At 72.2% G+C, this 12,609-nt stretch carries 9 protein-coding genes; 6 read left to right on the top strand and 3 right to left on the bottom strand.

What is annotated here, in order from left to right:
• The first annotated feature begins 222 nt into the window (after window positions 1-222).
• Window positions 223-3,348 (top strand): TonB-dependent receptor, encoded by a 3,126-nt coding sequence (locus WMF31_RS33085; RefSeq protein ID WP_436605769.1) that lies wholly within the window; start codon window positions 223-225, stop codon window positions 3,346-3,348.
• A 27-nt stretch (window positions 3,349-3,375) separates the two neighbouring features.
• Window positions 3,376-4,140, top strand: a complete 765-nt coding sequence (locus tag WMF31_RS33090) for a hypothetical protein (RefSeq protein ID WP_436605770.1) — start codon at window positions 3,376-3,378, stop codon at window positions 4,138-4,140.
• Window positions 4,141-4,182: 42 nt separating this feature from the next.
• On the opposite strand, the gene WMF31_RS33095 is transcribed toward WMF31_RS33090, so the two are convergent.
• On the bottom strand, window positions 4,183-4,983 hold the full coding sequence (locus tag WMF31_RS33095; RefSeq protein ID WP_436605771.1) for a GNAT family N-acetyltransferase: 801 nt from the start codon (window positions 4,981-4,983) through the stop codon (window positions 4,183-4,185).
• A gap of 58 nt (window positions 4,984-5,041) precedes the next feature.
• Between WMF31_RS33095 and WMF31_RS33100 the strand changes: the two genes are divergently transcribed.
• The 4 genes from WMF31_RS33100 (at window position 5,042) to WMF31_RS33115 (ending at window position 9,340) form a co-directional block, all read left to right on the top strand.
• Window positions 5,042-5,887, top strand: a complete 846-nt coding sequence (locus WMF31_RS33100; protein ID WP_436605772.1) for a ribokinase — start codon at window positions 5,042-5,044, stop codon at window positions 5,885-5,887.
• A 69-nt stretch (window positions 5,888-5,956) separates the two neighbouring features.
• Window positions 5,957-6,334, top strand: coding sequence for a putative quinol monooxygenase (locus WMF31_RS33105; protein WP_436605773.1), 378 nt, complete (start codon window positions 5,957-5,959; stop codon window positions 6,332-6,334).
• Window positions 6,335-6,653: 319 nt separating this feature from the next.
• On the top strand, window positions 6,654-7,691 hold the full coding sequence (locus tag WMF31_RS33110; RefSeq protein ID WP_436605774.1) for a retropepsin-like aspartic protease: 1,038 nt from the start codon (window positions 6,654-6,656) through the stop codon (window positions 7,689-7,691).
• 191 nt (window positions 7,692-7,882) lie between these two features.
• The gene (locus WMF31_RS33115) at window positions 7,883-9,340 is read left to right on the top strand and encodes a cyclic nucleotide-binding domain-containing protein (protein WP_436605775.1); all 1,458 of its coding nucleotides are present in this window, start codon (window positions 7,883-7,885) and stop codon (window positions 9,338-9,340) included.
• A 325-nt stretch (window positions 9,341-9,665) separates the two neighbouring features.
• Here WMF31_RS33115 and WMF31_RS33120 read toward each other — a convergent pair whose 3' ends face one another.
• Window positions 9,666-10,166: a hypothetical protein gene (locus WMF31_RS33120; RefSeq protein ID WP_436605776.1), complete on the bottom strand. Its 501-nt coding sequence runs from the start codon at window positions 10,164-10,166 to the stop codon at window positions 9,666-9,668.
• 220 nt (window positions 10,167-10,386) lie between these two features.
• On the bottom strand, window positions 10,387-12,519 hold the full coding sequence (locus WMF31_RS33125; protein ID WP_436605777.1) for a PAS domain-containing protein: 2,133 nt from the start codon (window positions 12,517-12,519) through the stop codon (window positions 10,387-10,389).
• Between the last annotated feature and the right edge of the window lie 90 nt (window positions 12,520-12,609).

Below are 12,609 nucleotides of genomic sequence, written 5' to 3' on the forward strand. Positions count from 1 at the left end.
GGCTCGTTCCTGAGCGAGGCCTGGCCTGGCGCCCCGAGCTCGGCGCGGGGCCCACCCCGCCCGGAGCCCCCCTCGCCGGGACCCGGGCGGCCCGGCGAGACCTCACGCGTGCAGCCGGGGGGACACGCAGGGACACGAGCCTCGGTGACAACGGACTAGGCTCGGCGCGACGCCGTGTGTATCGTGGTCCACGGTCGTTCACTGCCGAACTCAGGAGCCTTCGTGAACCCTTTGCATGTCAAGCGCGGCCGATGGGCCGCTCCGTTGCTCGCGCTCGCGGGCGCGCTCTCGAGCACCACGGCGTTCGCGACCGGCTCCGCGGTGCTCACGGGGACGGTCATCGACGCCGCGACGAACCAGCCGACCCCGGATGTGGTCGTCACGGTCACGTCGCCCTCGCTCCAGGGGGAGCAGGTCGTGGTGACCGATAGCTCCGGTCAATACCGTGTCCCGAACCTGCCGCCGGGGACTTACACGCTCCGGCTGGACAAGGAGGCTTACCGGCCGTACAGTCGCGGCGGCATCGAGCTGCGGCTCGACAGCACGATCCGGGTGAACAGCCAGCTCCTGCCGGAGGCGCTCCAGGCGACGGAGATCGTCGTCGTGGCCGCCTCGCCGACGGTCGATGTCGGCTCGAGCGCGACCGGCGTCAACGTGAGCTCCGAGTTCATGAGCCGCATCCCGCTCAACCCGCCGGGCGCGAAGGGGTCGGCCACCCGGTCGTTCGAGTCCCTCGCCGAGGTCGCGCCGGGCGCGTTCGCCGACCGGTACGGCGTGTCGATCAGCGGGACGACCTCGCCGGAGAACCAGTATGTGATCGACGGCGTGTCGGTGAACAACCCGGGGTTCGGCATCCTCGGGACGCCGCTCTCCGTCGAGTTCATCGACGAGGTCAACGTCATCACGGGCGGCTACATGCCGGAATACGGCCGCTCGACGGGCGGCTACTACAACGTCGTCACCAAGTCGGGCTCCAACGAGCTCCACGGCTCGGTCTTCCTCGGCTTGACGCCCGGCCTCTTCGAGGGGGCGCGGGCCCGTGTCGTCCAGCAAGAGAGCGCGATCAGCACCGACGTCAGCCTCGACGGGATCCGCGACTTCGGGGTCGAGATCGGCGGCCCGATCCTGAAGGACAGGCTGTGGTTCTACGCCGGGATCTCCCCGTCGCTCGCGACCTATCGGCTCGAGCGGAACCTGGACGTCCCCGTGCCGCCGGGCGAGACCGAGGCGGAGGCGGAGAAGCGCCTGTCGGAGACGCGGGACGTCTACTATGCCAGGCAGCAAAGCATCCAATACATCGGCAAGCTGACGCTGGCCATCGATCCGGACAACACCGTGGCGCTGTCCGTTCACGGCACGCCGACCGTGTCGGGCGGAGACGGGACCTTCGGGATGAACCCGAAGGACGGCAGGATCGAGATCGACAACGCCTACAACGGCGGCATCATCAACGGCGCGTACGACGCCATCGCGCACAGGTACGTGACCAACGCGACCGACGCCTCGCTCAAGTGGTCCTCTGCCTTCAAGAACAAGACGCACCTGCTCGACGTCACGCTCGGCATGCACCACGAGCTCAGCGCCGTGCGCGCCTCGGACGGGACGACGATCGGGAGCGGAAAGGGGCTCTCCGACGTCGTCCAGGTGCTCTGGCAGCGCTCGCCGCCGCGCTCCGTCCACGAGTTCGAGCCGAGCGACGCGACGCAGCGCTGCGTGCAGGGCGCCGCCGAGGGCAGCGAGCTGTGCCCGGTGCCCGGCTATTATTACACCGGCGGCCCGGGCGTGCTGAGCGAGTCCGTCCTCACGCGCTACCAGGCCAAGGCCATGCTGACCAGCCTGATCTCGGCCCTCGGTCACCACGTCATCAAGAGCGGCGTCGACGTCGAGGTGATGGGCTATCACAACGAGCGCGGGCAGTCGGGCGGCACCATCCTGACCGAGTTCCCGGACGGCACGGTGGTCTACGACTATCGCCGTCAGGGCTTCCTGAGCGGCCCGGACGACCCGGTGTCCCTCGCGAAGTACGTATCGGACTCGACGTCGCTCACGGTCGGCGGCTTCGTGCAGGATAGCTGGAATATCCTCGATCGCGTCACCCTGAACGCCGGGCTGCGCTACGACGCGCAGCTCCTCTATGGGGATGACGGCAACCGGGCCATGGTCCTGCCACACCAGTGGTCGCCGCGGGTCGGCGTCATCTATGACGTCACGCAATCGGGCAAGTCCAAGCTGTTCGCGAACTATGCCCGGTACTACGAGAGCGTGCCGCTCAACCTCGTCGATCGCCTGATCCCCGGCGAGCGGCTCATCTACTCGTTCCGCGACGCGGGGGCGTGCGATCCCAGCGACCCGGGGCAGACCCAGGCCGAGTGCGAGGACGAGGACGGGCGCCTCGTGGCCAACGGCCCCCACGCGCCGAACCAGAAGTGGGGCGTCATCGCGAGCGACAAGGCGCCCATCGATCCGGAGCTCGAGCCGCAGTCGTCGGACGAGATCGTCCTCGGCGGCGAGTACGAGGTCATGCCCAAGGTGCGGATCGGCGCCACGTACACGAAGCGCTGGCAGAACCGGATCATCGAGGATCTGAGCCGCGACGAGGCGCAGAGCTACTTCATCGCCAACCCGGGGTACGGCGCCGCCAGGGACTTCCCGAAGGGGAAGCGCGATTACGACGCGTTCACCGTGTACGCGGAGAAGGTGTTCGCCGGCGGCTGGCTCGCGCAGGCGAGCTACAGGCTCTCGTGGCTGCGCGGCAACTGGTCCGGGCTGTTCAAGCCGGAGACCCAGCAGATCGATCCGAACATGAACACGGATTTCGACCTGCTGTCGCTCCTCCCCAACCGCGAGGGCCCGTTGCCGGGGGATCACCGGCACCAGATCAAGCTGTACGGCGCGAAGGACTTCGTCTTCGAGAACGGGCTCTTCGTGAACGTCGGCGGCGCCTACCGCGCCCGCTCCGGCGCGCCGACCTCGCACCTCGGCGCCCACCTGCTCTACGGCCCGGATGAGGTCTTCATCCTGCCGCGCGGGAGCGGCGAGCGCCTGCCCTGGGTGCACGACATCGACGCTCACGTCGGCGTGGGCGTGCAGCTCGCCAGGGACAGCGCGCTGATCCTCGCGGTCGACGGGTTCAACCTCTTCAACTTCCAGGCCACGACGGCCGTCGACCAGCGGTACACGGCGGCGCAGGTGCAGCCCATCGCCGGGGGGACGACGGCCGACCTCGCCAACCTGACGAACGCCGATGGCACCGCGTTCGATCCGGTCAACAAGAACCCGAACTTCGGCAAGGCGATCGCGTACCAGGCGCCGAGGACGTTCCGGATCAGCGCCAAGGTGACCTTCTAGGCCGCGCCGCGCGAGGCGGAGATTCCCATGAAACGAACCTACGGAATGCAAGCCGGTCTGATGGTCGTCCTCGCAGCGCTGATCGCGTCCTGCGAGCAGCCGAAGATCAACTGCACGGTCGCGCACGGCGGCTTCGCCGCGAAATACACGCTGAAGCCCGGCTCGAAGGTCGGCGAGGGCGACTGCGACACGCTGCGGGGCGAGGTCATCGGGATGGAGAAATACAACCCCTCCTCGGCGAAGGATCGCGAGGTGCAGGACCTGGAGAGGGCGCTGCTCTACATTCGCACGACGGGGCTCGGCGCGCTGGCCGCCGAGGCGCAGGGCGCGGGGATCGAGGTCGACGGCGGGGATGTGCTCTCGATGGGCGAGTTCACGTCGGTCGACCCGGACGACAACGACGTCTGCACGGTGCCCTCGCTCAGCGCCGCGGAGCTCTCGCTCCCGGCGTCCGACGAGCGGCCCGCGACGAACATCCGCTACGAGTGGAGCAACGTCCGCGTCTACGTCACGGCGGCGCTCCCGGGGACGCAGATGACGGCGGATCTGACGTACACGAAGGACGGCTGCACCGCGTCCTACAGCGTCGTGGGCCTCGCCCCTGCGGTCTCCTGCGGCGTCGACACCATGGGAGAGCCCGGCATCGACCCGAGCCTCTGCGATCCGCAGGCGGATCCGAAGGCGGGCAGGCTCACCGGATCCGGGATCAACCCGGATCTGGAGGAGCGCGTCACCTGCGATCCCGAGACGGCGCTCTGCGTGCTCGAGACGCTGCCGGAGGCGCTGCGGTGAGCTCCGGCCGGCGCCGGGGGCGGGGCGCTGCGTCGCCCGGGCTCAGGCCTGCGGCGGCACGTAGAACGCGAAGCGCGTGATCGCGCGGTAGCCCATGGCCTCGTAGAGCCGGAGGCCCATCTCCGACGCGTGCAGGGCCGTCCTGCGGATGCCGGTGGCCCCCAGCGCGTCATCGAGGCAGCCGCGCAGGGCCGCCTCGCCGTACCCCTTGCGCCGGTGCTCGGCGGCGGTGGCGACGAGGGCGGCGTAGCGCACGCCCTCCACGATGCAGGTCGCCGCGCAGCACACGGGCTGGCCGCCGAGGTACCCCACCCGCCCGAACGCACCCTCGCCCCAGATCGACGGGTGCGCCATGGCGGCGCGGCCCTCCGGGAGCGGGACGCCGTAGCAGCCGGCGTTGAGGTCGGCGACGGCGGCGCGGGTCTCGGCGTCGGATACGCGCCGGAGCTCGAGCTCGGCGGGCTCGCGGCGCGGCGGCGCGAGCGCGTCGGTCGCCATGCCGGTGACCCGCTCGGCCGGCGCGAAGCCGAGCCGGGTCAGGACGCCGGCGGCCTCCGCCAGATCGCCGCCGGGCGCCCACGGCTCGGGGACCGCGAAGAACCAGGGGAGGCCGCTCCGACCGGCGCGCTCGACGGCGGCGCGCGCCCGGCGCTCGAGATCGCCGCGGTCGCGCGCCGCCGAGGAGAGCGCGGCGACGTTGAGCAAGGCCATCTGCGTCCCCGTGAGGATGAGGGAGACCCCGTCGAGGTCCTCGATACGGCGGGCGGGGAGGCCACGGCTGAAGTGCTTCCAGGCGGCGAGGAACAGGGCGCTGGATTCGTGACCCTCTGACACCTCGGGCATACGGGGCCTCCTTGGCCAAAACGCGTGAGCGCCGCCGCATTCGTGGTATGCGGCGGGGATGGGGCTGCTCGCGATCTGCGGCTCGATCACCGCCGACCTCATCGGTTATGGCCCGAGGCTGCCGCGTCCGGGCGAATCCGTGCTGGGCCGCCGCTTTCTCACCGCGCCCGGCGGCAAGGGCGCGAACCAGGCGGTCGCGGCGGCGCGCATGGGCGCCCGCGTGCGGCTCGTGGGCGCGCGCGGCGACGACGCCCACGGCGCGCTCTGCGCGGCCGCGCTCGCCGCCGACGGCGTGGACCAGTCCGCCGTGGTGGTCCACGGCGGCGTGACGACGGGCGTGGCCTTGATCTGCGTCGATGAGGCCGGGGAGAACCAGATCCTCGCCCTCCCCGGCGCCAACGCGCTCGTCGCGCCGCCCTCGCCGTGCGGGGCCTCGGTCTGGCTCTGCCAGGGCGAGATCCCGACCGAGGCGATCGCCGGCGTGCTCTCGGCCGCGCGGGCCGACGGCGCGCTGTCGATCTGCAATCCGTCGCCCGTGAACGCGATCGATCCCGCGCTCGTCGGCCAGTTCGATCTGGCCGTCGTCAACGAGCTCGAGCACGAGGCGCTGCGCGATCGCCTGCCCGAGCGGGTGGTGCTCACGCGGGGCGCGCGCGGGGCGGTGATGCTGCCCTCGGGCGAGGCGCTCCCCGCGCTGCCCGCCCGCGCCGTGGACACGACGGGCGCGGGGGACGCGCTCACGGGCGTGCTCGCCGCGGGGCTCGCCGCCGGGATGGAGCTCGGGGCCGCGCTGCGGCGCGCGATCGCGGCGGCGGGCCTCTCGGTCGAGCGCGAGGGGTGCCAGCCGTCCTATCCGACGCGCGCCGAGGTGGAGCGCCGGCTGGACGCGGCGCGATCGCCGTGAACGGCGCGAGGGCGCCCCTCCCGGCTCGCTGCTTGCGCGATGGATCCGCGCCGGCGAGAATCGCGCGCCATGGGATATCTCGTCATTGCATGTTACCGGCCGAAGCCGGGCAAGGGCGCCGAGCTGCTCGCCGCGGTGCGCGATCACCTGCCGATCCTCCGGGGCGAGGGGCTCGCGACCGAGCGCACGTCCATCGTGATGCGCGCGTCCGACGGCACCCTCGTCGAGCTGTTCGAGTGGGTGTCGAAGGAGGCCGTGGACCGGGCGCACTCGAACCCCGCTGTCCTCGAGCTCTGGAAGCGGTTCAGCGAAGCTGCCGAGTACGTGAGGCTCCGAGACATCCAGGAGACTTCCGATCTCTTCGCCCATTTCGAGCCGATCGATGACGCGGGGGATCATGCGATGGCCCTCTCCTCCGCGAACCCTGGGGCCGGACGAGCAGGCTGACAACCGGGGAGATGACACGCGCTGGGCCGTACACCCCCGGGACAGGCCCAACACGACGGACACGACACGAGGGCGTGCCGAGCGCGCCGCGATCCCTCCTTGTGGTACGGGCACATTTTCCGGCGCGCTCCGGCCCGCGGCGGCAGCCCAGCACGCTCCGGATCATCGGTCGAGGCCGCTTGACCGGGGTCGGCCGCCGGCCGATGATGGCCTGGATGACGGTCGCCCAGAGACTCTCCTTCTCTCCGGGGAAAGGACTGCGCGGCGGCGAGACGCGGCACCCGGCCTGTCGCTCCCCGCGCCCCGCCGAGCGCCGGTGATGCGCGCGCGGCGCGCTCGCGCGCGGGCCGGCCTCGCGCTCTCGACCTCCCTCTGCCGGCTCGCGATGCTCGCGCTCGCGGCGGCCGGCTGCGCCGAGGCGGGCCCGGCTCGGGCCGCGCCGGCCTCGCCGCACCTCGCGGACGGGCCCGCGCCGCGCTCCGGGCCGCCTCCGGGAGGGCCGGCCCGCGCCGCGCCGCGCGAGGCGAGCCTCCGGTTCGAGCTCGACGAGCGCCCCTTCCCCTCCCCGCTCCTCGACGCCGTCATCGCCGACCAGCCGGCCACGCTCGTCGTCGACACCGGCGCCACGCACCACGTGCTCGCCCGCTGGCTCGCCGACGAGCTCGGGCTGCCGCTCTCGACCGCCGGCGACGTCGGCGTCGACCACGCGGGCCGGCCCGTGCCGCTCTCCCGGATCGACCACGCGCGCGTCGCGCTCTCCGGGTGGGGGCCGATCGACGCGCCCGTGCTGCTCGTCGTCCCCGTGCCCGACGTCCTGCGCCGCCTCGGGATCGGCGGCTTCCTCGCCCCGCAGCTCCTCCCCTCGCCGGGCCGCGCCGTCGTGCTCGACCTGCGCGACGGCCGGATGACCGAGGCGCCGCGCGACGAGGCCGCCCGCGCGCTCCGGGCGCGGTTCGGGGAGGCCGCGGTCATCGAGCTCGGCGATTGCAGCGGCCCGAGCCAGGGGCGCGAGCTCACCGCGAGGGCGAGCGTCGAGGGGATCGAGGTCACCTTGAAGGTCGACTCGGGCGCGTCCCACAGCTCGCTCTTCGCCGCCTCGCCGGCGGGGAAGGCGCTCTCGCCCCGGGCGCGCGGGGGCAGGAGCGCCTACGCCGCCTCGGGCAGGCACACCGTCCCCGTCCTCCCGGGCGCGCGCCTCCGGCTCGCCGGGCGCGACGCCGCGACGGACATCGACCTCTTGCCCGGCGCGCCCAGGGCGGCCTGTCCGTCGGACGGCTACGCCGGCATGGATGTGCTCCGCGCCTGCGTGCTGCTGCTCGCCGGGGACGGGGGCCTCGCGGCCTGCGGCCCGCCGTGACGCGGTGAACGGAGCGCGCCCCCGCGACGAGCGCCGCGGGGCGCGCCGGGCGGCCGGAGGGGCCGCCATGCCGCAGCGAGCACGAGATGCGTCGTGGTAGAAGGGGCCACGCGTGGACGTCGTGTCGCCGCGGCGGGGGGTGGAACCCGGTTCTCCGCGGCGCGCGGGGCCCACGGTGGTCGGGAGGCATCATGACAACAGGTTTCGAGTTCTTGACCCAGGATGACGAGCGCTTGCTGCTGGAGAAGTCGACCTGCGTCACGTACCGACCAGGCGAGCAGATCCTCGAGGAGGGCTCGCGCAGGCAGGGCATCTTCATCGTGCGCAGCGGCCTTGTCGGGGTGGAGGTCGCCCACCTCGGGCGCGGCGTGGCCCTGCGCCAGCTCGGGCCCGGCGCCGTCTTCGGCGAGATGTCGTTCCTCGAGAGCGCCGCCGCGAGCGCCTCCGTCGTCGCCCGCGAGGAGAGCACGCTCGACGTCATCGAGGGCCCGTATGTGCACTCGCTCCTCGCCTCCGTCCCCGGCCTCGCGGCGCGGTTCTATCAGTCGCTCGCGATCATGCTCGCCCAGCGCCTCCGCGAGAACACGGCGATGCTGCCCCCGCTCCTCGTCGAGGACGTGCCGCAGGTCAACCGCTTCCACGCCGCGAGGACGGGCCAGGCCGGCACGAACAACATCCCGCCGAAGCTCATCGACACGGTGGAGCAGTTCAAATTCGAGATGATGCTCGCCGACAGGATGGTGAAGGAGGGCAAGTACCCGGAGGCGGAGACCCAGGAGAAGGTGAGCGCCGCGTGCCAGACCATCGTGTCGGCGCTGCGCGAGCACATCGAGCGCGAGCGCCACCTCGAGAAGGGCATTGGCGCCTACGTCTTCCGCGAGACCTTCTCGCTCTTCATGCTGAGCCGCACCGTCGACCGGTGTTACACGAAGCCGCGCGGATACGCGGGCGATTTCTACACCATCGAGATGATGTACAACAACGAGCCCGCGGGCGACGGCCGCCTCGGCCGCTTCATCGACCAGTGGGGGCTCGAGCTCGAGGCGTGCCGCGCCGTCAAGAACCGGCGGGGCCTCATGTGCCGCGCGATCCGGGAGGCGTGCCGCGCGCACACGTCCGGGCCGCTCCTCGTGACCAGCCTGGCGAGCGGCCCCGCCCGGGAGCTGTTCGACCTGTTCGCGGAGGGCGGCGAGCCGCCCGACGTCAAGGCCACGTGCATCGATATCGACAACCAGGCGCTCGCCTACGCCGCCGACATCGCCGACAAGCTCGGCGTGATGGACCGATTCAGCTTCGCCCAGGACAACGTGGTGCGGCTGGCGCACGGCCGCGGCAGGACGGTGCTCAAGCCCCAGCACATGATCTACAGCATCGGGCTCACGGACTATCTCCGGGACGACCTCGTGGTGAGCGTCATCAACTGCATGTACGACAAGCTCCTGCCCGGGGGCGTCGCGATCGTGGGCAATTTCGGGGTGAGCAACCCGAGCAAGGCGTTCATGGATCACGTCCTCGAGTGGGAGCTCATCCACCGCAGCGCCGACGATCTCAGGGCGCTCTTCGCCCGCTCGAAGTTCGGGAGCGCGCCCGTGGAGATCCGCTCCGAGGAAGCACAAGTGAACCTGTTCGCGTTCTGCACCAAGCTCTAGCGCTACTGCGGGAAGTCGGCCTGGAAAGCGAACCGCCAAGCCGCCAAGGGCGCCAAGAAATAAGGGGAGTAGGAGGGGGAAATGCTGGGACGGCCCTCCCCCTCTCCTCTTGGCGGCCTTGGCGCCATGGCGGTTCTTCCGCTGATCCGGGGCAACTTCCCGCAGTCGTGCAGATTTCCGCCTCTCCATGCGCCACGGAGCGGCGGTCGCCCGCACAGGAGACGGGCCCAGATCGGCGTTTTCGGCGCGCAGGCGTACTCACGTACGCCGAGCACCGAAAACGTCGAGGTGGGCCCGTATCCGAAGCGGGCGACCACCGCTCCCTTCAACGGAGCCAGCGGATCTCGTACTCGCAGGTGGGGTGCCCCTCGAAGCGGCACTTGGTGTGGAGGCTCTGCCCGCCCCGCGCCCCCGAGAGCCGGAGCGCGGTCTCCTGCCACGCCGGGACCGCCTCCTTGCAGGTCTGGCGCCCCGGGTCGGACTGGGGATCGACGCCGAGATAGAGGATCAGGCGGAAGAACCGCTCCCCCTCGTCCAGGGGGGCGAGCCGACCCCCGTTGAAATACATGCCCCACATCACGCCCGCCTGCCGCATGACGAGCGCGGGGGTGCCGAGCTTGAGGAGCACCTTGTGCGCGAGCGTCAGGTCCTGCTCCGCCACGTAGGCCACGAGATCGCGCACGACGCCGCTCCGGTTGGGCCACCGCGAGATCTCGTCCGCGACGACGTTCCAGACCGCGACGGGGTACCAGCTGTGCGGCACGAGGTCGGGCGAGGCGAAGACCGCGCGGACGTCCGCGGGCAGCTTGGAGTCCAGGATGGACATGGCCTGGCTCCCCCACCGCGTCCGCAGATAGGTCCTCGCGTGGATGAGCGCTGAGCCCCGGATCTTCATCGCGGAAACCGCCCGTCCAGGATAGATGCACCCCCGGGGCTGGGGCCAGCCCGGAGCGTCGTAGACGGCCGCGCGCTGTCCGCCCGGCTACCACCCTCTCGGACCCCGGCGCCTGGATCGGAGGGGAGGCCCCGGCCGCGCGAGGGCCCCTTCACGGCAGGCGCTCGGCGACCGTGGCCGGCGCCGACCCGTCGCAGGTGCCCGGGGCCCAGGCACAGAGCGCGGAGGCGTCGAGCACCGCGCGCACGGCCTTCGCGAGCTGTGTGGGCGTGTAGGGCTTGGGGAGGTAATGGGCGGACCCATCCAGCACGTCGCTCCGGACGGTGGCGTCCTCCGCGTGGCCCGAGACGTAGAGGACGGGCAGCGGGCCGCGCGCGCGGGCGAGCGCCGCGGCGACCTCGTGGCCGCGCATGTCCGGCAGGATCACGTCGGTCACGAGCAGGTGGATGGCGCCGGGAGCGGCGGCCGCGAGGGCGATCGCCTCCTTGCCGCTGCGCGCCGCGAGGACCGTGTAGCCGAACGAGCGCAGCGCGGCGACGCAGAGATCGCGCACCTGCGCCTCGTCCTCCGTGATGAGCACGGTCTCGCTCCCGCCGGCGGCGGCGGAGGCCGCCTTCGGCGGCAGCTCGCTCGGCGCGCCGCGCACGCGCGGGAAGCAGATCGAGAAGCGCGTCCCCACGCCGGCGCCGCTGGAGAACCAGATGTGGCCGCCGTGCTGCTTCACGATGCCGTGGCACGTCGCGAGCCCGAGCCCCGAGCCCTTGCCCGGCTCCTTGGTCGTGAAGAACGGCTCGAACACGTAGCCCTGGATCGCGTCCTCCATCCCCTGGCCGGTGTCGGTGACCGTGAGCCGCACGTAGTCCCCGGGCTCCACCTCCGGCCTGCGCTCCGCGTCGTCCACGCCGAAGCTGGCGTTCGCGGTCTCGATGGTCAGCCGGCCGCCGCCGGGCATGGCGTCGCGCGCGTTCACGGCCAGGTTCATGAGCAGCTGCTCGAACTGCCCCCGATCGATGCGGATGGGCCAGACGTGGCTCCCCGGCAGCACGTCGAGCTCCACGCCCTCGCCGACGAGCGGGCGAAGGAGCGGCTCCACCCCGAGGAGCAGCGCGTTCGGATCGAGCACGGTCGGCTGGATGATCTGCTTGCGGGCGAAGGCGAGCAGCTGCCGCGTCAGCGCCGCGGCGCGCTCCGCGGCGGTGCCGATCTGCGCGAGGTGCTCGAAGACGGGCGACCCCGGCGGCACCTTGCGCACCGCGAGCTCCCTGTGCCCGAAGATCGCGGTGAGCATGTTGTTGAAGTCGTGCGCGACCCCGCCCGCCAGGCGGCCGATCGCCTCGAGCTTCTGGCTGTGCAGGAGCTGCTCCTCCAGGCGCCGGCGCTCGGTGATGTCGAGGCTCGTGCCGACCAGCCCGGAGATCGCCCCGTCCTCGTCCGTGAGGAGCTGCGCCGCCATCTGCACATGCCGCAGCTCGCCGTCGCGGGCGCGCACGACCCGGCACTCGACGGGGCTCGCGATGCCGAGCGGCGACGCGCACTCGGCGCCGCCGAAGACCCGGTGGCGATCCTCGGGGTGGATGAGGCTCGAGAAGAGCTCGAACGTCGGGCGCGCCTCGGGGTCGACGCCGAGGATGTGGAAGAGCTCCTCGGACCAGCGGATGGTCCGCGACGCGAGGTCGTAGAACCAGCTGCCCACGCGCGCGATGCGCTGCGCCTCGTTCAGCATGCGCTCGCTGCGGCGGAGCTCCTGCTCGGCGCGCCGGCGCTCGGTGAGGTCGACGACGGCGCCGACGTACCGGGTCGGCGGGCCTGCCCCGTCGACGATGGGCAGGCTGCTCAGGAGGCACTCCCGCGCCGCGCCGTCCCTGTGGAGCACGCGGAACGCGATGGTGCCCGCCGCGTCACCGATCTCCAGGGCGAGCGCGAGGCCGGCGCGCATCCGCTCCCGGTCGTCGGGGTGGACCGCCTGCAGGAAGGCCTCGGTCGACGGCGTGTCCTTCGCGGGATCGCGGCCCAGGATCCGGTAGAGCTGCCTCGACCAGACGAGCTTGTCCTGGTCGACCTCCCAGATCCAGTTGCCCACCTGCGCCGCCTGCTCGCCCTCGTCGAGCCGCGCCTCCCAGCCCGCGAGCGACGCGCCCGGCGCGCTGGCCGGAGCCGCCCCCGGCGCGGGCCCGCGCGCGCCGGGGGCGAGCTGGCCGGACGCGCGGACGCGCGACAGCTCCCGCTCGAGCTCGGCGACGCGGGCGCGGAGGGCGTCGAGCTCCTGGCTCGCCCCCGAGCTCATGGCCCTCCCGGTCCCGGCTGCGCCGCGGCGGTGCTCATGGCCCCGCATTGTATGCCGCGCCGGGCCGCGCGGGGGACTCCTCTTCTGTGA

The sequence above is a fragment of the Sorangium sp. So ce1036 genome (assembly GCF_051369805.1).
Taxonomy (GTDB): Bacteria; Myxococcota_A; Polyangia; order Polyangiales; family Polyangiaceae; genus Sorangium; species Sorangium cellulosum_F.